Consider the following 22,462-nt stretch of genomic DNA (forward strand, 5'->3'; position numbering starts at 1 on the left):
ATTTTACATAAAATACTGGTCTAGTTTCGTGATGTCTTTTTTAAGCAATTTGTCCTTTGATAACTTCAAAAGATATTATTTTTCAGTTGACATACTACCGCAGGTCTTTTAATAGAACAGCTGCAGGCCATACATACCCTGCTGATGATGTTACATCTTGATAACCAATCTTTTTACCTTTTAAATCTTTTACACTATTTATATTAGAGTCTTTTTTAACAACAAACTCAGATTTATAATAATCTACTAAATCTTTTGTAGGAGCTCCTGTTTCATCCTCTACTCCAAAACGTTGTGCTTGTAAAATTACATTTGCAGCCTTCTTTTCATGTGCTAATACGTACGCTGTTGGCGGTAAAAATCCTACATCTACTTGTTTAGATGCCATCGCTTCTACAATTGTATTGTAGTTCGTTGAAATACTAACTTTTACTGGAATATTTAACTTATCACTTAATAGCTTCTCAAGCGGTTTTGCCTTCGCCTCTAACGTATCTGCATTTTGAGAAGGAACAAATTGAACATTTAAAGTCTTCGGTACATACCCTTTTTTCGTATCTTCATTTTTACTTGCACTTGATTCCTTCGTTCCACAGCCACTTAATAATCCCGCTGCTAGTACAACTGTTGTGCTCATTGCAAAAACTTTTTTCAACATATTAATGCCTCCATTTTTCATTGTTATAAAATAACCTTTCATAAACATGAAGAAATATATCACATATTTTTACAAATAATTGATTATTTACAGAATCTTTACACATTATATACACTCACATTAAAATTCTCTTCACATATTTGATATGATGAATTGGAAGATAACAATAGAAAAGGTGAGTCATATTGGAACAAAATCAAACTGTAACTTTAAACATCTTATTAACAAGCGATATACATGGCACTGTTTATCCTATTCACTACCAAGATAACTCCCCAGCAGAACTTGGTTTAGCTAAAATTTCTACTCTTATAAAAAAAGAACGTTCCCAAAATACAAACGTTCTTTTAATTGATAATGGCGACTTTATTCAAGGAACACCATTTACTTATCATTATGTTACATACGAAAAAAACAAAAAAAACCCAATGTCCTTATTAGCGAATTACTTACAGTATGACGCTGCAATTATCGGCAATCATGAGTTTAATTACGGGATGGATATATTAAATAATGCTGTGACTACTGCGAACTTCCCGTACCTATCAGCAAACATTTTAGATAAAAACATAAAGAAGCCTTATTTCGGAAAACCTTATATAATCAAACAGATTGAATCCAATATAAAAATTGCTATTTTAGGGGTGACAACGCACTACATTACCAATTGGGAACAACCCCATCACATTAAAGACTTACAATTTGAAGATGCATTAGAAACAACGAAAAAGTGGGTTTCTTACATTCGCAAACATGAGAAACCAGATTTACTAGTCGTAGCGTATCACGGGGGAGTTGAACGAGATTTACAAACCGGGGTACCGACTGAAGTTTTAACAGGAGAAAACCAAGGATATGCAATGTGCCATGAAATTGAAGACATAGATATTTTATTAACAGGCCACCAGCACCGGGAAATTGCTCACACAATGGCTAACGGTGTAACAATTTTACAGACCGGATGTAATGGAAACTCAGTTGGAAAAGTAAAAATAACATTCGAAAAAACAAAACATAAATGGGTTAAAAAAGAGAGTTCTTCTGAATTATTATCTGTACAAGGAGTTGAGGCTGACCAAGATGTACTTTCATTGGTAGCCGATTACGAAGAGAAAACACAAAAGTGGCTTGATCAACCTATTGGAATCATTCAGGGGGATATGCAAATTTCAGATGCTATGCAAACTCGTTTGCATGATCATCCTTTTATCGAATTCATAAATAAAATACAGATGGATATAGCTAATGTATCAATTTCTTGTACAAGTTTGTTCCATAATACATCTCCAGGTTTCCCGGAACATGTAACAATGCGTGACATCGTTTCTAATTATATTTATCCGAACACATTAAAAGTAATTAGACTAACTGGAGCGGACATAAAAAATGCTCTTGAACTCTCTGCTTCTTATTTCACATTAAAAACAGATGGATCCATCACCGTAAGTCCTACCTACATAGAACCAAAGCCACAACATTATAATTATGATATGTGGGAAGGGATTTCATACGTATTAAACATTTCAAAACCAATTGGTGAAAGAGTAGAATCTTTACAGCATAACAGTGCTCCTCTTAATATGAATGAAGAATATGACGTTGTAATGAATAATTATCGTGCAAGTGGCGGGGGAAATTTCTTTATGTTTCAAAACAAACCGGTAGTAAAAGATATCCCCACAGATATGTCTGAACTTATCGCTAATTATATATTGGAACATAAAACGATAGAAGCAACAGTTAATAACAACTGGAAAGTTATTAAATAACGATTTTTACATATAAAAAAGATGGGCTTCGCCCATCTTTTAATTTAATCTTGCATTATCTTGCTTTTTTAAAGCTTTTAATTTCGTCGGTGTAACATCTGTACCTTCTTCGTTAACAACTTTAATACCTTTAAGTTCGTTTAACATATTTTGACGAAATCCTTTTAAATATTGTTCACGTAGCGATTGACGCTCACGTTGCTCTTCTTCAGTTAAACCTTCAGCTTTTGCTTTTTTCGCTAAGAAGTTAATGCGTTCAACGAGTTCGTGATTAATCATCTCGAATCCCCCTTCTAATCAAAACTGATTATTATCATACAATAGTTACTCTTCTTTATCAAGCAATTGCTTCGTATACTCTACATATCTACGATGTACAGTCGCCTTTGAAACATTATGACCAAATCCACGTAATGTTGCTGCAATTTCTTCAAAAGTGAGTTCACTTTTTCGCAAACGTACAATTTCCTCAATTGGCACTTCTTTTTTCTCTCTTCCTACACTTAAATGACGATTTTTTAAATTTTTTTCTGGACGATAACCTTTTTCTACTGCACGTTGCATACCTCGTTTAATTTTCAAATTATGAATCTTTCTTTGATATTCTTCAACAATACCAATAATATCTAATACCATTGAATCAGAATCCGACAATTGTAATTCACCATTATGTGTATGCGTATATACTTTTATGCCTTCTTTATGTAAACAATGCATTAACGCGATCTTCGCATTTCCTCTACCAAGACGCGTTTCATCTTGTATAAGTAACACATCAATTTGTTCGTCTCGAATTGTATCCAACACCTCTAATATACCGTCACGTTCAATTGTATATCCACTAGCCTGCTCTTCAATCACCTTAGTAACATTCATTTGATAGCGCTCAGCTAAATGCAATAATTCATCTTTTTGACGTAATAATGATGTTTCTTGCGCTTCTTTCGTTGTACTCACACGTGCATAAATAATTGCATTCATTTTGAACCCCTCTTTCTCCCTATTATTTCCCTATAGTGTAACATAAATCCGCCATTTGTTCGAACTTATGTTTGTAGAATGTTTTTTCACATGTTATACTTATTAATAAGAAAAATGAAAGAAAACGAGGTGTTAGAAAACATGGAAAAGTTAACGAAACGCCAGCAAGACATTCTCGACTTTATTAAGCTAAAAGTACAAGAAAAAGGATATCCACCTTCCGTACGTGAAATTGGTCAAGCAGTCGGCCTCGCTTCTAGTTCTACAGTGCACGGACATTTATCACGATTAGAAGAAAAAGGATACATTCGACGCGATCCAACAAAACCACGTGCCATTGAAATTTTAGGTGAAGACCGAATGGATACGGAAACACAATCTGTTATTCAAGTTCCAATTGTCGGAAAAGTCACTGCTGGTTTACCAATTACAGCGGTCGAAAGCGTAGAAGAACATTTCCCACTTCCAGCTAGTATTGTTGCTGGAGCAGACCAAGTGTTCATGTTACGTATTTCTGGAGATAGTATGATTGAAGCTGGTATTTTCGATGGAGATTTAGTTGTTGTTCGCCAACAGCAGTCTGCATATAATGGTGAAATTGTAGTCGCTTTAACAGAGGATAACGAAGCAACAGTTAAACGTTTCTATAAAGAAAAAGACCATTTCCGTCTACAACCAGAAAACTCTTCATTAGAACCTATCATTTTAAAACAAGTGTCAGTTATCGGGAAAGTAATTGGCGTATATCGTGATTTACATTAAAAATAACAAAAAGAAGATAATTACCTTATTTATATACGGTAATTATCTTCTTTTTGTATTTTGATAGATTTCCATGCATTCTATTTCTTATTAACGAGTTTCAATCGTCACATCTCCCGCAGCCGTTTTACCGCTAATCTTTTTACTACCATTTCCAATTGTTACATTTTTATTTTCTTCATTAAAAATCGTTACATCTCCCGCAGCACTTTGCCCAGTAATTACCGCATCTTGTGGTTTTTCCGATAAAGTAATATCTATATCTCCCGCAGTTGAACTTGCTTCTAGATTATATTTAGAATCATGATCTTGAATATTTATTTCCCCACTTGTTGTTTTTGCGGTCACTTTCCCTAATACCTTCTTAAAGTTCACCTCACCAGCTTTTGTCGATCCCTCCACATTCTTAGCCGTTACTTGTTTCAACTCTACTTCTCCAGCAAGTGTTCTAACACTTACGCTATCACTTTTCACATCACTCATTTCGATTTGTCCAGCAGATGAATTTACTTTTACATCTTGGTAAGAGCGTTCGGGCACAAGTAGAGTCAATTTAGACGTTTGAAACCTAAAATCGTAAAAAGAAAAATCAAATGAAGCACCTTTTTCTCTTTCCCCAATAATTTTTAATGTGTCACCATCTTCTGCGATACGAATCTCTTGTTTACGTACATCTCCCGATTGCTTTACATAAAAAGAAGAGTCAGGAGATTTTTGAACAATAATATCCCCGGCATCTAACTTAACTTCTATATTTTTTAATGTTTTGTTTTTAATTACATTTTCTTTATCGCCTTTTTCAGCAGTTTGTACTGCTTTTTCATATGTTTGGGAAATTCCTATTACTCCAATAACGATACAAGCGATAGCGATTAAAAATAGTTTTTTCATCATTTACTCTCCTTTTATCATTTTGAAGTTCCATATTACATATCGTACACACAATCTCTTAAACCACTTTGTACTATAAAAAGCGATAATACATAACAATAAACCTACTCCAACAAACGTTATACTAACGAAAAGATCCAACCATATAAAAGTACCCATAAATACTTTTCCAATAACGAAAAGTGGTGTTACTACACTAGCAATACCACCGATCCAAAAAGAAAATATAAAAGCAATAATTGCGACTAACGGGCCTAACACAATAATAAAATTAAACAAACTAAGTCCAATCGCTGCCATAACAGCTCTTGTCACATTTGAAGTCGATGGATTTTTTTTCATTTCATCGAAGCGATACATCGCAAGTAATTCTTTCGCGATTACTTTCGGAGAACCAAGGCCCTGTATTATTTCCGATTCAGTTTTCCCCTCTTCTAGTCCAAACTGAAAGTGCTCTTCATAATCCAATAAAATATCTTGCCTCTCTTCCTCTGGTAACTTTCTAAGATAACTTGATAATTCTTTAAGAAACCCTTCTTTACTCATCCCATTCCACCCCTTCAATAATTTCTTGTACCCCTTTCGCAAAATCACGCCATTCTGTTACTAACAAATGAAATTGCGTCTCCCCTTGCTCTGTTAATTGATAATATTTACGAGGTGGCCCTTCCGTAGATTCCTTTAAATACGTTTGAAAATACCCTTCTTTCGTCAAACGACGTAATAAAGGGTATACTGATCCTTCCGATATTAAAAATTTATTAGAAATTTGCTGAACAAGTTCATAACCGTAACTATCTTTACGTTTTACAAGTGCTAATACACAAAGTTCAAGCACACCTTTTTTAAATTGAACGTTCAAGTGCCATCCTCCTTTCCTATCTTAGTACTGTTCAATACACGGTACCTGTTTTATCCATAATATACCACTTAGTATTGTTTATTGCAAGGTACTAAACTATATTTATTCCCTAAATTTAGAAAATGAACTAACAAAATTCTGAATAAAACTATGTTATAACTAAGCAGCATTCAAAGTTTCATTTCATTTACATTAATATTAGACTTCATTCACTCTTTCCTCTTGAAAAATCCACCACAACCTTATTCACTATAGCTAATGAGAAAAAGCCCCAATACTTATCGGTATTAGGGCTTTTTCTCATTAGCTATATATGAATCGAATTCCTATTTGAGAACCTGCATATGCGACAAATACTTTAATACCATATTTTATTTCTCATCATCGTTCCCCAAGATTTTTCGCTTAACATCTGATAAATCCTTCGACAACGAACTAAATGCTTTTGCTTGTTCTTCAATGACCTGTTGATTTTTTTCAATAACTTTTTGATATTGTTCTTCGCGCTGTTCATTCTTTTTTTGCGTAGTAAACAGCATCCATACAAATAAAGCTGCGAATGCTCCTTGTTGAATCATTGAATTGAAGATTTGTTCTTCCATCGTTCTCATCTCCTTTTCAAAAATTAAAGAGAATCATACGAGTGATCCTACTCTCATATCCTTATCTCACATTAAAATGTTCTTCTTTTACCCATGTGTTTTGCCCAATATCGATATAACCATCTTTTCTTGCAAAAATCCCATATGGATAAGATCCATCCACATTTCCTTTATAATTTCCATTTGGACCATCATATGTGTTAATGCCATAACCTGCTGGATATTTTGAGTAAGCATGGAACCACTCTACTTCAAAGTGTTCTTCTTTCGCCCACGCTTCCCAACCTAGACATAACATATTTTCATTCCCACCATACCAAGCAGCATCTATAATTAAATATGGCATTTTTGTATTAATGACATGACCTGTGAACCAAGCATCTTTTCCAGGACCACTATATAAATTGATGCCCCATCCTTCTGGGTATTTAGACGTTGCAATTCCCAGCCCTTTTGGTTGTAGTGGTTTATTGTTATCTTCATTAAATGCTTTGTTTATCTTCTCAATGAATTGATCCACTCTTCCTTCATCGAGCATTCGATGTGGGCAATGCTTTCCACTCCACGATTTATGTGTACGTACATTACTAATCGGTATATTGAATTGTTTCATTAACTGAGCAATAACAATTGCTGCATTATCCTCCGCCTTGTAATATCTATCCCCACCGCTTAGAGAATAGCAAATTTCCACTCCGATAGATTTACGATTACCATTTCCGTTACCATCACCCGCATGCCAAGCATTACGATCAAACAGAATACCTTGTACTGCTTCTTTGTCATCTACTGCAACATGAAACGACACTGAATTATTATTCCCAATCATATACGATATCTCATTTTCTGCTGATGCATCATTGTACGTATTATGTACTGTGATGAATTCTGGTGTCATTGTATTGGGACACTTTATACCATATTTACTTGGATCCACTAATTTTTTTCTAATTTCCATTACTGATTATCTCCTTTTTTATTTTTTATCATTTAAAATTCCACTGAATTATTAAGTACATCTAGAAACTAAATCCTCAGACAGGCCATATTCTATATAATGGGTTATGGTCCTCACATTCAAAAAAAGAAAAAGAGCAACTTTTTACATCAGTTGCTCTTTCAAAAATCGCACTCTATATTCCGCCCAGCATTTTACAGATATTACTCTCATCTCAAGAGGTATGATAACAAGTTTTTTCATCCTACTTAATACATGCTGATTTAAAGATATTATCTTACATTAAAATGCTCTTCTTTTACCCATGTGTTTTGTCCAATATCAATGTAACCATCTTTTCTCGCAAAAACACCATATGGATAAGATCCATCCACATTTCCTTTATAATTTCCATTTGGACCATCATATGTGTTAATACCATAACCTGCTGGATATTTTGAGTAAGCATGGAACCACTGCACTTCAAAGTGTTCTTCTTTTGCCCAGGCTTCCCAACCTAGACATAACATATTTTCATTCCCGCCATACCAAGCAGCATCTATAATTAAATATGGCATTTTTGTATTAATGACATGACCTGTAAACCAAGCATCTTTTCCAGGACCACTATATAAATTGATGCCCCATCCTTCTGGGTATTTAGACGTTGCAATTCCCAGCCCTTTTGGTTGTAGCGGTTTATCAGAAGGTTCAGTTGTACCACCACCGTCTCCTTTTCCTAAGTAGTCTAATGGATTCACAGCATTACTCTTATTGATGTTCCAAGACCCTTTATGCAATTCAAAATGCAAGTGTTGACCACTAGAATCCCCTGTGTTCCCCATAACCCCAATAGTTTGTCCTTGTGTAACATAATCACCTTCTTTTACTGTTCGAGAACCGCTACGCATATGGGCATATACTGTTTCCCATGTAACCCCATCAATAGTGTGCACAATCATAATACATTCACCATAACTGGATGAAATATAAGAACGACTAACTCGTCCGCTAGCTGCTGCATAAATTGGATGATAGCCCGATTCAGCAAGATCTATCCCATGATGATCTGGTCTGCTCCCCCGAAATCCACTTGTTACTCTCGTTGTATCTGTTGGATAAATAAATTTTGCCATAATAATCTTCCTTTCTATTCATACGTAATATAAAAAGGCACTTAAAAAAGCACCCTTTTATATTTTTTCTATATATTAAAATTTATAATTTAAAATCAAATAATAAAAAACTTTGTTATTACCTTACATTAAAATGTTCTTCTTTTACCCATGTGTTTTGTCCAATATCAATGTAACCATCTTTTCTCGCAAAAACACCATATGGATAAGATCCATCCACATTTCCTTTATAATTTCCATTTGGACCATCATATGTGTTAATACCATAACCTGCTGGATATTTTGAGTAAGCGTGGAACCACTGCACTTCAAAGTGTTCTTCTTTTGCCCAGGCTTCCCAACCTAAGCAAAGCATATTTTCATTCCCGCCATACCAAGCAGCATCTATAATTAAATATGGCATTTTTGTATTAATGACATGACCTGTAAACCAAGCATCTTTTCCAGGACCACTATATAAATTGATGCCCCATCCTTCTGGGTATTTAGACGTTGCAATTCCCAGTCCTTTTGGTTGTAACGGCTTATTGTCACCGCCACCAGTTCCTCCATCAAAATCTACATATTGTTTAACAATTTCAGAGTAGAAGAAATTCCCCCCGTTTTTATATCGATAACCACCATTGTAGGCAACAGCGATAGGGTTACTATATTTCACCATAGCACCGGTCGTATTTCCAAGTGATGGCGCAACAACCGTTTTAGAATACAGATCTGCCACCGGTAATGAATGCTGTTTATTGTTAGAAGCTAACCAGCGAAGGTAAGCTCGTCCAAAATTATACGATTGAACAATGGCACTTAAATCTGTAATGCCATTTTTCTTCGCATCATCAAAAGCACCCTTTAAATGCTTCACTCCGTAATAAATTGAATCTTTCGGGTTTTTAATTGTATTCATTGCCCATCCTTGTGATTCACTAGACTGCATAATATCAGGTGTCGTTTCAGAATTCCCTCCACTTTCCACCATAATAATTCCAAGCACGTAAGGAACTAACTCAGGTACACCTTGTGCAGAACATTCGCTTTCTACCATTGATTGCCAACGTAATACCTGTTGTGGCAAATTCTTTGTTTTGACTGAAGCAGCTAATAAACTCATCATTAAACATCTCCTCATTTTTCTATTATTTTCGCCTGTAAAACTACTACTTTACTAAATATAACTAGAAGCTAAAGACCTATTAATCCATCAAATCACTTCATATTACTCACCTTCTTTCACAACAAAAAGAGCAACCATAAAAATAGTTGCTCTTTCGTCGAAATCTTATATTACTACTATAAATCACTTTTTCAATACTTTCTGTACACTACATGTATCCTACAAAAAGGTAACACTAAAATCCATCTAAAAACTTGACAATCTTCCTTATTTCAGCATGTTTTCGGCGTATATAGCCTGTACTATAATGTAATTCAAACGCAATTTGCTCTAAAGTCATTCCATCAACATATTTCATTTTAAGTATTTGATGATCCAGTCCTGTAAACTTATTAATCAAAAGCTTTAAATCATACTCTTCATTCATTTTATGAGCTAATTCATATTCAATTGCTTCAATCCGCCCTTCTACCTTAGCCCCTTCCGATTCAGCAGTTAATCTTACATTTTGCAAATCACCGCTAATCCAACGCTTCAATTCGGCTTTTGATTTATCTAAGTTGTATTCTAAATAAGCAATTTCTTCTTCTAACTTCTTATAATCTTTGAGCCATTCGAACACTTACTGATTCACCCACTTCCGTTCTTTTTACAAAGTCTCTTAATACTAATTTAATAGCATGAATATGCTTATTAGCCTTTTCAATCTTTATTACTTGTAAATCATCTAGCATTTTTTCTTATGACCTATATTTATTTAACACTTCTTGTAATCTCTCACGCTCTTCATCAGTAGACTGCATGGTTTTTCTTTCCTCTTCTAGATTTGTTGATTCATCATCTTTATATAACCAATCGGGTACAATCTCTTTTCTATTTGAATACTTCCTACCTGTCCCGTTATATTTCTTTTTCTTGCTCATTTCGAAACGTCTATCTAGTATGGCCACATCAACTAATGTTTTAACTTCTTGCTCCTTCCAATTCTTCAATATAGCCTTAATGTAGTTCCATCTTGGCGCATTCTCATCAACGGCTTTATTAATTGCATGCTGAATTAACTCCCCACTAAACAAATTACAAAAACTCCCCAACTCTGCAATTGCAATTTCACTTAACGGAATGCCCATCCCCTTAATAAAGTTACAACTTACTTTAACCCTCTCATTGATGAATACACGAGATTCTAATTTATCCATATCATCATTATTATTTCGTTTATTAGTATTTAGTCTATTAGTATTTAGTAGTTTCTGATTTTCCTCATATGGCTTTACCACATCTTGGTTTTCCATTTGTGGCATGTTCCTTTGTGGCGTTTCGTAAATTTCCGTATCCCACCTTGTAATTTTTTTCGTATTCCCATCACGAACAGGATAACGTTTTACATAACCTAATTCTTTTAATTCCTTAAAACCTGTACGGAGCGAATCTTCTCCATCCTTAGCATGTCGAGCTAATTCGCTAATATGAAAAGTCCAATCGTCTGGTAATGTAAGCGCATAGGCTAAGATTCCTTTCGCTTTCCATGACAACCTTTCATCTTTTAAACCAGTATTATTTATAACGGAATAATTACTATCTTTTTTCACTCGAATAATCCCCATACTAGCCACCTCATCAATTCTCAAAAACGGTATTCAATGTTATACTTATCTAGAGATATTTTTTCTTATAGAATCCGCTGCAACGGATTCTTTTCTTATGCATTCATTCAAAACAATCATGCTATCCATATCTATTTTCTTCTAAACCTCTCTTATTCCTCAAGTTCAACATCCACTTGGATTTCGATATTCATTGGAATTTCTTGTGTTATACGAATCACATTTTGACTCATTCCTTTTTGAATAAGCTTTCTAACCTGCTCTTTTGCATCTTCTTTTGTTTTAAATTCACTGACAGTTGGTAACCCTGCTAAACTGCTAGTAATTACTAAAATCTTTCTTTGCATGTTCTTTCCTCCTACTGAATGTCTGCCATATTTATTTGTGAGTTTTTAACTGTAATTTCTTCATTTAAAACAGTTGGAATTGAATATTCTTCATTAATCATTTGTATTGCTCTATCCAAATGATAACGTTTGATAGCTTTATAACTATTCACACCAAATTCCCGATGTAACTGACTATAAATATCTCTATATAACTTCCTTCTAAGACCGATATCCTGATAAGAATTTGAATTTTTACCTCCCAATAACATAACACCTAACCTTTTTACAGCCCTTGTTATCTCTTCACACTCGATAGCATAAAGCGGCGTATTTTCTCGCAAACCCTTCACCTCAGACTTTATCTCTTGTATCTCCTGAGTATGTCCTTCTAACGCAGCAAATGTTAACTTTAAAACCCCCATTGGATCCTTTGGCACATTTTGTTGATTTTGTATATATTGCTTCATTCGTTTGAACTCTTTCATAAATTTGATTTTCATTCCAACCGCTTCTCTACTGGTATATCCCATAACAAGTAACTTGAATGCTTCTTCTGTTAAATCATATTTAGGGATTCGCCTATTCTTTGAATTAAAATAAGTGGACTCGTGAAAATTTTCTCCTCCAAACTCTTCACCTACATATACAATTTGTTTTCGAACTTCCTTCAAAACGTCGAAGTGATTTTTTTTGAATATCTTCGCAATTATCAAACTATCCGTTACTACTTTGCCATTAACTTCAAATACTAATGAACTATGTACTGATGAGTCAATTAATTGCCCCATCCTCATCTCCTCCTCACTACTAATTTTGGACTATCTTTATTGCATTGAGATAATTTCGCACTACGCATAATTCTTTACTTTCTTTTTACAAATTAACTAGTTATCGGAATTTAAATTAAATACTTTGATATGAACCCTCTTATTAAATCATCATTCAATAATTCGATTATAGGGTTACATTTTAAGTAAATTTCCTCCGATTTCAATTCGCTTCATTTTCTTCAAATTCAAAAAGATATTCCAAACTATGTTCTGGAAAAAAAGTTTTCTTAATTTCAAAAGCTTCATCATAATAAAAACGAAATTTACCATTTATTTTGTCGCTCACTGTTGCGTGGCGAAGTTTCAGATGCGAAGAAATTTGTGTAATCATAATTCTTTTTCTCGCCATCTCTGCACGCAAATTCGGATACATTGACTCACCACCTGTTTTTTGTACGATATTGCGTTCATTTCCATTTAAATATAAACTCAGTTTCGTATTTAGTCAACAAAAAAACGTATTTAAATACTCAATTTCGTATATTTTTCTATTTACTAACAATTTTAGTTAGGTTATGATATATACAGAAATACGCAATATCGTATACATTTTAATAAGAAAGATGGTGAAAGTAATGAAAAAAGCAGAGGTTGTAACACGCTTAATAAAAGAAGCTGGCTATAGCAAAAGAGCCTTCGCCGAAAAAATAGGTCTCCCCCCCACAACACTGCAATCCATGTTATCAAGAGGGATTGGTAAAGCGTCTGTTGATAATGTCATAAAAGTTTGTAAGGGATTAGGAATTACTACTGATGATTTAGAAAGACTCGCAACTCAAGAGGACAATACTGTTAAAGAAGAAGTTTCTATTTATGAAACCATCCAAAACGATCAATCAAACATTCTTCATATTCCTATCATTGGTTCTGTAGCAGCTGGTACACCAATATTCGCTGAAGAAAATATCGAAGGCTATTTACCCATGCTGAGTACATTTTTAAACAAACGTAAAAAGTATTTTTATCTTACTGTAAAAGGCACTAGCATGAATCTCGAATTCCCTGATGGTTCTTATGTTTTAGTAGAGGAAACTCCTTATGTTGAAAACGGACAAATTGCTGTTGTAAAAGTCAATGGTTATGATGCTACCGTGAAAAAGATTTCAAAATCCGGAAGCATCATTACTTTAATACCATTGAGTAATGACCCTATCCACGAACCAAAAACTTACGACCTTTCAGCTGAAGATGTAAAAATAATTGGTCGCGTTGTACAGGCAGTAAAGAATTATTAAGTTATAGCACAAGTGATTTAAAAAAGATAAAATCAATTCTTTTGAAAAGATTTTCTTAGTAACATGATTTAAAATAACCAAAAACAATCCATTATCTAGTAGTTAATATATCCAATAACTTCACTAAAAAAGCCCTGATACCGTAGTATCAAGGCTTTTTTAGTTCATAAATTATATAAAACTTACGTTTATCTGATAATGTTTTTCTATGATATCACTACTTGTTATTAATTATTGGCTTTTATGTGGCTATTTTTCATTTTGCAACCACATAAAATTGTAATAATAGGGAATTAAAAAACCCTTGATACGAGTTGTATCAAGGGTTCAAGCCTCTTAGTATAGAGACATATATTGATCGCGTTCCCATTGGTGAACTTGTGTTCTAAAGATATCCCACTCAATCTCTTTCGCTTCGATGAAGTGCTCAAGTAAGTGTTCTCCTAGTGCACCGCATACTACTTCATTAGATTGTAATGTAACTAATGCTTGCGCTAATGTTGCTGGTAAGTCAACGATACCTGCTTCTTCGCGCTCTTCTTTTGTCATTACATAGATGTTACGATCTACTGCTGCTGGTGGAGTTAATTTGTTTTTAATTCCATCAAGACCTGCAGCTAATAATGTAGCCATTACTAAATATGGGTTTGCAGCTGGGTCAACACTACGCACTTCTACGCGTGTACTAATACCACGAGATGCAGGGATACGTACTAACGGACTACGGTTTTGTGCAGACCATGCTACGTAACAAGGCGCTTCATATCCAGGTACTAGACGTTTATATGAGTTTACAGTTGGGTTTGCTATCGCTGTAAATGCTGGTGCATGTTTTAAAATACCTGCGATGAAGTGACGAGCATCATCACTTAATTGTAAGTCACCGTTTGCATCAAAGAATACGTTCTCACCATTTTTAAATAATGATAAGTTACAGTGCATACCTGAACCGTTCACACCGTATAGTGGTTTTGGCATAAACGTTGCGTGTAAACCATGTTTACGAGCAATTGTTTTTACAACAAGTTTGAATGTTTGAATGTCATCACATGAGCGAATTGCATTTGCATATTTAAAGTCAATTTCGTGCTGTCCTGGAGCAACCTCATGGTGAGATGCTTCAATTTCAAATCCCATTTCTTCAAGTTCAAGAACGATATCACGACGACAGTTTTCCCCTAGATCCATCGGCGCAAGGTCGAAGTATCCACCGTTATCGTTTAGTTCTAATGTTGGATTTCCTTTTTCATCAACCTTAAATAGGAAGAATTCTGGCTCTGGTCCAAGATTGAAGTCTGAAAATCCTAAAGCTTCCATTTCTTTTAACACACGTTTTAAGTTGTTACGTGGGTCTCCATCAAATGGAGTGCCATCTGCATTGTAAATATCACAGATTAGTCGAGCTACTTTACCTTTTTCAGCTGTCCAAGGGAAAATTACCCAAGTGTCTAAATCAGGATATAAATACATATCAGACTCTTCAATACGTACGAAACCTTCAATCGAAGATCCATCAAACATCATTTTGTTATCAAGAGCTTTCGTTAATTGTCTCACTGGAATCTCTACGTTTTTAATTACCCCTAAAAGGTCCGTAAATTGTAAACGGATATACTTTACATTCTCTTCTTTCGCCAAACGGAAAATATCTTCTTTTGTGTATCTAGACATTATAAATTCCTCCTTAGTCCCTCTAATCGCCTTCAGAATCAGTTATCTTTAGTGAAAAAATCTTGAAATGTCACCTTGTCGCAATGAAGTTCGATTGAATCTACCTGTATGTTGTAGTTCATCTCGAAGTATTTTGCGAAGCTCAGTTTTTGAAATTTCTTTCGTTTCTTCTTTTACTTTCACTGCTTCTGTTTGATTTTCTTTCATTAATAACACTTGTTTAATACCAGCCATATTCAGGCCTTGATCTAACAAATCTTTAATTTCTAACAACTTATCTACATCGTTAAATGAAAATAATCTACGATTCCCCTTTGTACGGGTTGGAGAAACAAGATTATGCTCTTCATAGTAGCGAATTTGACGTGCAGACAATTGTGTTAAATCCATAACAATACCAATAGGAAACAGCGGGGCAGAACGTCTATCTTCTTTCATTTTTCAGTTCCTCCTTCGCCTTAACTGCTTCTCATTTTATACCATGTTATGTTTAGTGTCAATAGATGTTAGCTTTTCTTACATGATTTTTTATAATTTTTTTATGAATTTTTTCATTCTTTTTTCTAATCGCATAAATCATTACTTTTATACGAAAAAAGCTGCCAAAATCGACAGCTTCCCATTAAGAAATTATTAATAAATTCTTTTCAATCAATTCGTCAATCGCAGAACAAATCGCAATTTTAACATGCGAATACGTTAAGCCACCTTGCACATACGCAACATACGGTGGTCTAATTGGACCATCAGCAGACAATTCAATACTTGCACCTTGAATAAACGTTCCCGCCGCCATGATTACATCATCTTCATAACCTGGCATATAGTTTGCATACGGAGTAAAATGCGAATTAATTGGAGATGCATATTGAATCGCTTGGCAGAAGGCAATCATACGGTCTTTATCATCAAATTGAACCGATTGAATTAAGTCTGTTCTTGGCGCATTCCACGCTGGTGACGTGTTCATTCCTAACTTTTCTAAAAACGCAGCTGTAAAAATTGCACCTTTCAGCGCTTGTCCTGCAACATGTGGCGCTAAGAAGAACCCTTGATACATTTCTTGCAGACTGTATAAAGACGCTCCAGCTTCCGCACCAATTCCCGGAGACGTTAAACGATATGCACACGCTTCAACATACTGTTCTTTCCCGACAATATAACCACCAGTTTTAACAATTCCGCCGCCCGGGTTTTTAATAAGCGAACCCGCCATTAAATCTGCACCAACATGACATGGCTCTTGCTCTTCAATAAACTCGCCATAACAGTTATCTACAAACACAACAACATCAGGTTTAATTTCTTTAACAAACGCGATCATCTCTTTAATTTGAGAAATAGTAAACGATGGACGAGTAGCATAACCTTTCGAACGCTGAATACCGATCATTTTCGTATTATTATGAATCGCCGCTGCAACAGCCTCAAAATCAACAAGCCCAGCACTAGTTAGCGAAACTGCATTGTAACCGATATTATATTCTTTAAATGAACCTACACCTTTCCCACGTACACCAACAATTTCCTCTAACGTATCATACGGTTTCCCAGTGATATACAATAACTCATCTCCCGGGCGTAAAATACCAAATAACGCTGTAGAGATAGCGTGAGTACCTGAAATAATTTGCGGACGAACAAGTCCAGCTTCCGCCCCAAATACATCAGCATACACTTTTTCTAACGTATCACGGCCAATATCATCATAACCATAACCTGTTGTCGGGATAAAATGCGAGTCACTAATTTTATGTTTCCGAAAACTTTCTAATACACGAAACTGATTGCTTTCAATCACTTCATCCGCACGTTTATGTACTTCTGTAATCTGACTCTCTACTTCTTTTACAATTGAAGCAATTTTTTCTCCATTTTTCAAACGATCAAACATTTTTATTTTCTCCTTCTTCCACTAAAAATCTCTTTAATTGCACATTAAGCGATGAATGAGTAAAAATATACCCTGCACAATCATATACAAATTTATCTTCTAGAAACTCCATCTTTGCTAATAGAGTTTCCGTCTTTAAAAGCGTTAACAACTTACCTTCACTCGGAGGGATTTCCACTCGATAACAATCCATTTCTTTCTTCATCTTCGTTTCTATCGCTTCTTTTATACGCAATAAATCACTTTCTTCAAAAGCACTAGTCATTAAGAAATCACTTTTCGGAAACGGAATAAAGTTTTGATGTAATTCATCTTTTTTATTATATAACGTAATAATAGGAATATGGTTAATTTCAAGTTCTGATAATAATCGTTTTACTGTTTTTTCATGCCCTATGTAGTTAGGATCCGCGGAATCAACTACCTGTAAAATGACATCTGCTTCCCCCGCTTCTTCCAGTGTCGAACGAAAAGCAGCGATTAATGAAGTGGGTAAATCTTGTATAAAACCAACAGTATCAGTTAGTAATACTGTATAACCAGAAGGTAACGGCATCTTCCTCGTCGTTGGGTCTAATGTTGCAAACAGAAGGTTTTCTTCAAACGTATCAGCTTCCGTTAATCTATTAAACAGTGTCGATTTCCCTGCATTTGTATACCCTATTAACGAAACTTGAAATACTTTATTATCTTTTCTTCTCTCACGATATCTTTTTCGATGTTCCACAACAACTGCAAGTTGTTTCTTTATTTCATCAATACGGGATCGAATATGACGACGATCCGTCTCTAATTTCGTCTCACCTGGTCCTCTCGTTCCAATACCACCACCAAGACGCGATAAGGACAATCCTTGCCCCATAAGACGCGGCATTGTATATTGCAACTGAGCTAATTCTACTTGAAGCTTACCTTCCCTCGACTTCGCACGTTGCGCAAAAATATCCAGTATTAGTTGCGTTCGATCAATTACTCTCGCATTTAATACTGAGGATAAATTCCGAATTTGACTCGGCGTTAATTCATTATTAAATACAATAACATCCGGCTCTAATTCTTCAGTTAACATTGTAAGCTCTTCTAATTTCCCTTTACCTATGTAAGTTGCCGGATGAAACTTTGGTCGTTTTTGCGTTGTTGACACTAACAATTCTGCTCGTGCAGTCTTCGCTAGTGATGCAAGCTCTTTCATGGAATGCATAAATTTTTCATCATCATCTTGCGGCAATTGACAGCCTACTAATATGACTTTTTCTTTTTCTTCCATCAAATATGTTCACTCATCCTTTTCGAAATTTAAACCTTCTAATATAATAGCAGAGGAAGCACATTTCATCTAGTTAGCGGGGGAGAAAATTCATGGCATGGGAGATTTTTAGCATCATAGGCACAATCGCTTTCGCACTAAGCGGAGCCATTGTTGCAATGGAAGAGGATTATGATATTTTCGGGGTGTATATTTTAGGAATGGCAACCGCATTTGGGGGAGGTGCCCTTCGTAATTTATTAATCGGTTATCCGATTGTCGCGTTTTGGCAACAAGACATGTTATTCCAAATCGCACTTTTATCAATGACTATTATTTTTCTTTTTCCAAATAAGTTAATTAGACATTGGAAAAAGTGGGAAAATATCACTGACGCTATCGGCTTATCAGCATTTGCTGTACAAGGAGCATTATATGCCCAAAAATTAAATTTACCAATTAGCGCCACAATTGTAGCAGCTGTTTTAACTGGTATTGGCGGCGGTATCATTCGCGATCTTTTAGCCCGCAGGAAACCTCTCGTTCTTCGAGCTGAAGTATATGCCTTTTGGACAATTTTAGCAGGTTTTTTAATTGGCGCTCAAATTATTGTTAGCGATTGGGCTCTTTACATTTTATTCATTTTAATTGTTTGCTTCCGCATGGTTTCTATTCATTACAAATGGCATTTACCACACAGACGTATCGAAACGAAAGAACGTTCAATCCATAAATAGCAATCTAACCTCTTTACATATCGTAAAGAGGTTTTTCTTTTCTAACGATTTTTTCTTTATATAATGTTTATACTAATTTTTAAAGTGAGGTGAATACAAATGACAAACCACGTTAATAAAGGAGCTCAAAAAAGCTCAGTAAATCAATTTGGACACGATCCTAATTCAGCACACGAAAAGAGCGCTAAAATGGAACACTTCCATAAAGTACACCAAGAAAAAGAAAAAAAAGAGTAAACGAACTTATACACAAAAATCGACGCACAGTTTATGTACTGTGCGTCTCCTCTTCGAGCATCAAATCCATACTCGATATTCCAATTAAATCATTTTTATCATAGGCATCTTCTTGCAACAACCGCATCGCCTGTGTACGAATTGATTTTTCAACAATATTCCGTACATACCGCCCATTACTAAACGATGTAATTTGCGACGAATACTTTACAGCATGTAAATGATCCCTAAATTTCCATTCAGCCTCTTTCGATAACTGATATTCACGATCTTCATACATTCTTTTCCCAATTTCCAACAACTGATTTACCGAGTAATCCGCAAATTCAATAATAAATGGAAAACGAGATTGCAGCCCTGGATTTAATGAAAGAAAGTGATTCATCTCTCTTGAATATCCAGCTAAAATCAATACAAAACCATGTTGTTTATCTTCCATATGTTTTACAAGCGTATCAATTGCTTCTTTTCCAAAGTCCTTCTCTCCTCCTCGAGCTAAAGAATACGCCTCATCAATAAACAAAATACCTCCCATTGCTTTTTTTATTAAGTCTCTTGTTTTTTGAGCTGTATGGCCGATGTACTCTCCTACAAGATCAGCACGTTCAGCTTCAACCAAGTGGCCTTTCGATAGAATATTCATCTCAAACAGCAATTTCCCTATCATTCTAGCAACAGTTGTCTTCCCTGTACCTGGATTCCCTTTAAACAGCATATGAAGTACTTGCTTCTCTGACTTCAATCCCTTCTCTTGTCTTTTTTTATTCACATAAATCCAAGCATATATTTCTTTTATTATCTTTTTTATATCATCCATCCCAACAAGCTTCCCCATCTCTTCTTCAATTCTCTGCAGCATTTCATGTTTAATTGCAGTTTCATTTGAAATTACCGTTTTATTTTCTGCGGCTGGCAAAGAAATTTTCTTTCGATGGTTTAACACAATATTAATTTGATTGTTGTTTTTCTTTCGCATCGATTGTTCCATATAATCACCTCATTTTATCCACTCACCAAATATTATTATTCCTGTCCCCCTTGTAAATGCCTATTTTCAGAAAAGTTTGCTATAATATAAGAAATAATTAAGGTGGTGGGACTATGGAGACAACGGAATTCCATGATACAATACAAGCCTTTTCTATTTTTTTATTGAATAAAGGCCGAAAACCCTCAACTATTAAACGTTATGTTTATGACGTTGAAGACTTCGGACATTGGTTAGAAAAAAACAAAAAGCTCCCTTCCAGTAATATATGGGCTACACTTTGTACAAAAGACTACGAAGATTACTTTTCCGATTTAAAAACGAATCGACATTACTCAGAAAAAACGATGCATCGTGTATTTATTGTACTAAATAGAATGCATCATTTTCTAAACATTCCTAATCCATTGAAAAATATGGAGATATCTATTCAACCAGACCGTACACTTCGTAACGAAGATTTCATTTCACCTGATGAAGAAAAAAGGTTAAAGTATATAGTCACTTCATTAGAAGGACTTTCAGAAAAACAACTTCCTGTGCGCCCCTTATTAATGGATCGCAATATTGCTATTTTAAATCTATTGATTGACTACGGTTTATCCTTACAGGAACTTACAGCATTAACAATGCATCACGTTCACTTTGAAACTAACACATTATCAATCCCAGCAACCGCAGGTGTAGAAAGAACAATTACATTAGCAAAAGAAGACAAAAAACAACTATATAATTATTACAAAAGCATCCCGGAACCAGTTCGTCCTAAATACCATAGTGATGATCCATTATTTGTCGCATTCGATTTTAACCGTGGAACATACAGGTGGGTATATGAAAATGATGCACCAAAGGCATTAACGGAAATTGCTATACAAAAAATGATTCGCCTCGAAGTGGCTAGAGCCAATTTACGTAAAGGAATTTCAGGACAACATTTTCGTAACACCTATATTTTAAACTTAATAAAAAAAGAAACTCCTGAATCAGAAATTATAAAACTCGCTGGATTCAAATCAAAAATTTCATTAAAGCGATATTATCAATACGCAGAAAATAGAAAAAACGCCTTATTGTAAGGCGTTTTTTCTATTTTTTCTTTAAACAAACGATTTTATTATGACCATTTAACTAATTTCTGCATCTACTATGATGAGTTTCGTTCACATTTTCGTGAGAAAGGAGAGATTTAATGTCTCGTTATAACGACAATCAAAACAAATTCTCCAAACCATGCTTTCCAAGTAGCGCCGGACGAATTCCAAATACTCCATCAATCCCAATTACTAAAGCTCAACTTAGAACATTTCGTGCGATTATTATTGATTTAACAAAAATAATCCCAAAACTTTTCGCAAATCCATCTCCCCAAAATATTGAAGATCTAATCGATACATTGAACCTACTGAGTAAATTTATTTGTTCACTAGACGCTACTTCCTCCCTGAAAGCACAAGGGTTAGCTATTATTAAAAACTTAATAACTATATTAAGAAATCCAACCTTTGTAGCAAGCGCTGTATTTATTGAGCTTCAAAATCTCATTAACTATTTACTATACATTACAAAATTATTCCGAATTGACCCTTGCACACTTCAAGAGCTCCTTAAATTAATAGCAGCATTACAAACTGCTCTAGTTAATTCTGCTTCGTTCATTCAAGGACCTACCGGACCTACTGGACCAGCAGGCGCTACTGGTGCCACTGGGCCTCGAGGTAACACGGGCGCTACTGGACCTACCGGTGCCACTGGGCCTCGAGGTAACACGGGCACTACTGGTGCCACTGGACCTCAAGGTAACACGGGCGCTACTGGACCTACCGGTGCCACTGGGCCCCGAGGTAACACAGGTGCTACCGGCGCTACTGGTGCTACTGGACCTCAAGGTGTTCAAGGTAACACAGGTGCTACCGGCGCTACCGGCGCTACTGGTGCTACTGGACCTCAAGGTGTTCAAGGTAACACAGGTGCTACTGGTG

At 35.2% G+C, this 22,462-nt stretch carries 26 protein-coding genes and 1 pseudogene; 7 read left to right on the plus strand and 20 right to left on the minus strand.

From position 1 onward, the window contains the following. Nucleotides 1–103: 103 nt before the first annotated feature. Nucleotides 104–658 (minus strand): annotated as a pseudogene (gene phnD / locus MR168_RS24220) (phosphate/phosphite/phosphonate ABC transporter substrate-binding protein); the annotation flags it as partial. A gap of 185 nt (nt 659–843) precedes the next feature. Here phnD and MR168_RS24225 point away from each other — a divergent pair. Beyond that, nucleotides 844–2,427 carry a bifunctional metallophosphatase/5'-nucleotidase gene (locus tag MR168_RS24225; protein ID WP_006920043.1) on the plus strand — a complete coding sequence of 528 codons (1,584 nt, stop codon included), beginning with the start codon at nt 844–846 and terminating at the stop codon, nt 2,425–2,427. 39 nt (nt 2,428–2,466) lie between these two features. Here MR168_RS24225 and MR168_RS24230 read toward each other — a convergent pair whose 3' ends face one another. After that, nucleotides 2,467–2,706: a DUF896 domain-containing protein gene (locus tag MR168_RS24230; protein WP_000607016.1), complete on the minus strand. Its 240-nt coding sequence runs from the start codon at nt 2,704–2,706 to the stop codon at nt 2,467–2,469. Nucleotides 2,707–2,751: 45 nt separating this feature from the next. Then, nucleotides 2,752–3,408, minus strand: coding sequence for a YneB family resolvase-like protein (locus tag MR168_RS24235; protein WP_000991469.1), 657 nt, complete (start codon nt 3,406–3,408; stop codon nt 2,752–2,754). Between the two features lie 141 nt (nt 3,409–3,549). Here MR168_RS24235 and lexA point away from each other — a divergent pair, with 141 nt between their 5' ends. After that, nucleotides 3,550–4,170 carry a transcriptional repressor LexA gene (gene lexA, locus MR168_RS24240; protein WP_000413738.1) on the plus strand — a complete coding sequence of 207 codons (621 nt, stop codon included), beginning with the start codon at nt 3,550–3,552 and terminating at the stop codon, nt 4,168–4,170. A 90-nt stretch (nt 4,171–4,260) separates the two neighbouring features. Here lexA and MR168_RS24245 read toward each other — a convergent pair whose 3' ends face one another. The 12 genes from MR168_RS24245 to MR168_RS24300 all read right to left on the minus strand — a co-directional run bounded on the left by MR168_RS24245 (nt 4,261) and on the right by MR168_RS24300 (nt 12,845). Beyond that, a complete protein-coding gene (locus MR168_RS24245) occupies nt 4,261–5,064 on the minus strand; it encodes a DUF4097 family beta strand repeat-containing protein (protein ID WP_006920048.1) in 804 nt (267 codons plus the stop codon). After that, a complete protein-coding gene (locus MR168_RS24250) occupies nt 5,065–5,607 on the minus strand; it encodes a DUF1700 domain-containing protein (RefSeq protein ID WP_000031384.1) in 543 nt (180 codons plus the stop codon). Beyond that, nucleotides 5,600–5,923, minus strand: coding sequence for a PadR family transcriptional regulator (locus tag MR168_RS24255; RefSeq protein WP_001102628.1), 324 nt, complete (start codon nt 5,921–5,923; stop codon nt 5,600–5,602). Before MR168_RS24255 ends, MR168_RS24250 begins: the two co-directional genes overlap by 8 nt. Before the next feature lie 371 nt (nt 5,924–6,294). Further along, nucleotides 6,295–6,525, minus strand: coding sequence for a BhlA/UviB family holin-like peptide (locus tag MR168_RS24260; RefSeq protein ID WP_000392444.1), 231 nt, complete (start codon nt 6,523–6,525; stop codon nt 6,295–6,297). Nucleotides 6,526–6,586: 61 nt separating this feature from the next. After that, on the minus strand, nt 6,587–7,483 hold the full coding sequence (locus tag MR168_RS24265; protein ID WP_016123244.1) for a peptidoglycan recognition protein family protein: 897 nt from the start codon (nt 7,481–7,483) through the stop codon (nt 6,587–6,589). 272 nt (nt 7,484–7,755) lie between these two features. After that, on the minus strand, nt 7,756–8,598 hold the full coding sequence (locus MR168_RS24270) for a M23 family metallopeptidase (RefSeq protein WP_006920050.1): 843 nt from the start codon (nt 8,596–8,598) through the stop codon (nt 7,756–7,758). A 118-nt stretch (nt 8,599–8,716) separates the two neighbouring features. Continuing rightward, complete coding sequence (locus tag MR168_RS24275) at nt 8,717–9,703, minus strand: lysozyme family protein (protein ID WP_033692154.1); 987 nt, start codon at nt 9,701–9,703, stop codon at nt 8,717–8,719. Nucleotides 9,704–9,941: 238 nt separating this feature from the next. After that, a complete protein-coding gene (locus tag MR168_RS24280) occupies nt 9,942–10,328 on the minus strand; it encodes a DUF1492 domain-containing protein (RefSeq protein ID WP_000464425.1) in 387 nt (128 codons plus the stop codon). A 118-nt stretch (nt 10,329–10,446) separates the two neighbouring features. Continuing rightward, nucleotides 10,447–11,313, minus strand: a complete 867-nt coding sequence (locus MR168_RS24285; RefSeq protein WP_242291554.1) for a DnaD domain protein — start codon at nt 11,311–11,313, stop codon at nt 10,447–10,449. A 152-nt stretch (nt 11,314–11,465) separates the two neighbouring features. Then, on the minus strand, nt 11,466–11,660 hold the full coding sequence (locus MR168_RS24290) for a hypothetical protein (RefSeq protein WP_001189065.1): 195 nt from the start codon (nt 11,658–11,660) through the stop codon (nt 11,466–11,468). Between the two features lie 11 nt (nt 11,661–11,671). After that, a complete protein-coding gene (locus MR168_RS24295; protein ID WP_086412708.1) occupies nt 11,672–12,430 on the minus strand; it encodes an ORF6C domain-containing protein in 759 nt (252 codons plus the stop codon). Nucleotides 12,431–12,632: 202 nt separating this feature from the next. Then, on the minus strand, nt 12,633–12,845 hold the full coding sequence (locus MR168_RS24300; protein WP_000283431.1) for a hypothetical protein: 213 nt from the start codon (nt 12,843–12,845) through the stop codon (nt 12,633–12,635). A 202-nt stretch (nt 12,846–13,047) separates the two neighbouring features. On the opposite strand from MR168_RS24300, the gene MR168_RS24305 reads away from it, so the two are divergent. After that, on the plus strand, nt 13,048–13,707 hold the full coding sequence (locus tag MR168_RS24305; RefSeq protein WP_033692152.1) for a LexA family protein: 660 nt from the start codon (nt 13,048–13,050) through the stop codon (nt 13,705–13,707). 336 nt (nt 13,708–14,043) lie between these two features. Here the strand turns inward: MR168_RS24305 and glnA are convergent, their stop codons facing one another. From glnA to hflX, 4 genes are all read right to left on the minus strand, one after another. Continuing rightward, nucleotides 14,044–15,378 carry a type I glutamate--ammonia ligase gene (glnA, locus tag MR168_RS24310; RefSeq protein WP_000092763.1) on the minus strand — a complete coding sequence of 445 codons (1,335 nt, stop codon included), beginning with the start codon at nt 15,376–15,378 and terminating at the stop codon, nt 14,044–14,046. A gap of 48 nt (nt 15,379–15,426) precedes the next feature. Next, the gene (glnR, locus tag MR168_RS24315; protein WP_000656783.1) at nt 15,427–15,816 is read right to left on the minus strand and encodes a transcriptional repressor GlnR; all 390 of its coding nucleotides are present in this window, start codon (nt 15,814–15,816) and stop codon (nt 15,427–15,429) included. Nucleotides 15,817–16,000: 184 nt separating this feature from the next. Continuing rightward, nucleotides 16,001–17,272 (minus strand): methionine gamma-lyase family protein, encoded by a 1,272-nt coding sequence (locus tag MR168_RS24320; RefSeq protein WP_086412707.1) that lies wholly within the window; start codon nt 17,270–17,272, stop codon nt 16,001–16,003. Then, entirely contained in the window at nt 17,265–18,539 is a 1,275-nt protein-coding gene (gene hflX / locus MR168_RS24325) for a GTPase HflX (RefSeq protein ID WP_140159428.1), read from the minus strand. Before hflX ends, MR168_RS24320 begins: the two co-directional genes overlap by 8 nt. Before the next feature lie 92 nt (nt 18,540–18,631). On the opposite strand from hflX, the gene MR168_RS24330 reads away from it, so the two are divergent. Both MR168_RS24330 and MR168_RS24335 read left to right on the plus strand, forming a co-directional pair. Continuing rightward, nucleotides 18,632–19,255 (plus strand): trimeric intracellular cation channel family protein, encoded by a 624-nt coding sequence (locus tag MR168_RS24330; protein WP_000312266.1) that lies wholly within the window; start codon nt 18,632–18,634, stop codon nt 19,253–19,255. 99 nt (nt 19,256–19,354) lie between these two features. Next, on the plus strand, nt 19,355–19,492 hold the full coding sequence (locus MR168_RS24335; RefSeq protein WP_000181503.1) for a hypothetical protein: 138 nt from the start codon (nt 19,355–19,357) through the stop codon (nt 19,490–19,492). 31 nt (nt 19,493–19,523) lie between these two features. Here the strand turns inward: MR168_RS24335 and spoVK are convergent, their stop codons facing one another. Further along, nucleotides 19,524–20,480: a stage V sporulation protein K gene (gene spoVK, locus MR168_RS24340; RefSeq protein WP_000438174.1), complete on the minus strand. Its 957-nt coding sequence runs from the start codon at nt 20,478–20,480 to the stop codon at nt 19,524–19,526. Nucleotides 20,481–20,593: 113 nt separating this feature from the next. Here spoVK and MR168_RS24345 point away from each other — a divergent pair, with 113 nt between their 5' ends. Together MR168_RS24345 and MR168_RS24350 are read left to right on the plus strand one after the other, a co-directional pair. Then, the gene (locus MR168_RS24345) at nt 20,594–21,559 is read left to right on the plus strand and encodes a tyrosine-type recombinase/integrase (protein WP_000450326.1); all 966 of its coding nucleotides are present in this window, start codon (nt 20,594–20,596) and stop codon (nt 21,557–21,559) included. Nucleotides 21,560–21,672: 113 nt separating this feature from the next. Next, on the plus strand, nt 21,673–22,462 hold a 790-nt coding region (locus MR168_RS24350), incomplete at its 3' end, for a collagen-like repeat preface domain-containing protein (RefSeq protein WP_242291555.1).

Origin of the sequence: Bacillus cereus group sp. BfR-BA-01356 (assembly GCF_022663635.1) — a bacterium.
Classification (GTDB): Bacteria; Bacillota; Bacilli; order Bacillales; family Bacillaceae_G; genus Bacillus_A; species Bacillus_A cereus.

What these genes read in the sequence shown, in the direction of transcription:
- MR168_RS24230 (WP_000607016.1), bottom strand. Translation starts at nt 2,706, where the DNA reads ATGATTAATCACGAACTCGTTGAACGCATTAACTTCTTAGCGAAAAAA.
- MR168_RS24235 (WP_000991469.1), bottom strand. Translation starts at nt 3,408, where the DNA reads ATGAATGCAATTATTTATGCACGTGTGAGTACAACGAAAGAAGCGCAA.
- lexA (WP_000413738.1), top strand. Translation starts at nt 3,550, where the DNA reads ATGGAAAAGTTAACGAAACGCCAGCAAGACATTCTCGACTTTATTAAG.
- MR168_RS24245 (WP_006920048.1), bottom strand. Translation starts at nt 5,064, where the DNA reads ATGATGAAAAAACTATTTTTAATCGCTATCGCTTGTATCGTTATTGGA.
- MR168_RS24250 (WP_000031384.1), bottom strand. Translation starts at nt 5,607, where the DNA reads ATGAGTAAAGAAGGGTTTCTTAAAGAATTATCAAGTTATCTTAGAAAG.
- MR168_RS24260 (WP_000392444.1), bottom strand. Translation starts at nt 6,525, where the DNA reads ATGGAAGAACAAATCTTCAATTCAATGATTCAACAAGGAGCATTCGCA.
- MR168_RS24265 (WP_016123244.1), bottom strand. Translation starts at nt 7,483, where the DNA reads ATGGAAATTAGAAAAAAATTAGTGGATCCAAGTAAATATGGTATAAAG.
- MR168_RS24270 (WP_006920050.1), bottom strand. Translation starts at nt 8,598, where the DNA reads ATGGCAAAATTTATTTATCCAACAGATACAACGAGAGTAACAAGTGGA.
- MR168_RS24275 (WP_033692154.1), bottom strand. Translation starts at nt 9,703, where the DNA reads ATGAGTTTATTAGCTGCTTCAGTCAAAACAAAGAATTTGCCACAACAG.
- MR168_RS24285 (WP_242291554.1), bottom strand. Translation starts at nt 11,313, where the DNA reads ATGGGGATTATTCGAGTGAAAAAAGATAGTAATTATTCCGTTATAAAT.
- MR168_RS24290 (WP_001189065.1), bottom strand. Translation starts at nt 11,660, where the DNA reads ATGCAAAGAAAGATTTTAGTAATTACTAGCAGTTTAGCAGGGTTACCA.
- MR168_RS24295 (WP_086412708.1), bottom strand. Translation starts at nt 12,430, where the DNA reads ATGGGGCAATTAATTGACTCATCAGTACATAGTTCATTAGTATTTGAA.
- MR168_RS24300 (WP_000283431.1), bottom strand. Translation starts at nt 12,845, where the DNA reads ATGTATCCGAATTTGCGTGCAGAGATGGCGAGAAAAAGAATTATGATT.
- MR168_RS24305 (WP_033692152.1), top strand. Translation starts at nt 13,048, where the DNA reads ATGAAAAAAGCAGAGGTTGTAACACGCTTAATAAAAGAAGCTGGCTAT.
- glnA (WP_000092763.1), bottom strand. Translation starts at nt 15,378, where the DNA reads ATGTCTAGATACACAAAAGAAGATATTTTCCGTTTGGCGAAAGAAGAG.
- glnR (WP_000656783.1), bottom strand. Translation starts at nt 15,816, where the DNA reads ATGAAAGAAGATAGACGTTCTGCCCCGCTGTTTCCTATTGGTATTGTT.
- MR168_RS24320 (WP_086412707.1), bottom strand. Translation starts at nt 17,272, where the DNA reads ATGTTTGATCGTTTGAAAAATGGAGAAAAAATTGCTTCAATTGTAAAA.
- hflX (WP_140159428.1), bottom strand. Translation starts at nt 18,539, where the DNA reads ATGGAAGAAAAAGAAAAAGTCATATTAGTAGGCTGTCAATTGCCGCAA.
- MR168_RS24330 (WP_000312266.1), top strand. Translation starts at nt 18,632, where the DNA reads ATGGCATGGGAGATTTTTAGCATCATAGGCACAATCGCTTTCGCACTA.
- MR168_RS24335 (WP_000181503.1), top strand. Translation starts at nt 19,355, where the DNA reads ATGACAAACCACGTTAATAAAGGAGCTCAAAAAAGCTCAGTAAATCAA.
- spoVK (WP_000438174.1), bottom strand. Translation starts at nt 20,480, where the DNA reads ATGGAACAATCGATGCGAAAGAAAAACAACAATCAAATTAATATTGTG.
- MR168_RS24345 (WP_000450326.1), top strand. Translation starts at nt 20,594, where the DNA reads ATGGAGACAACGGAATTCCATGATACAATACAAGCCTTTTCTATTTTT.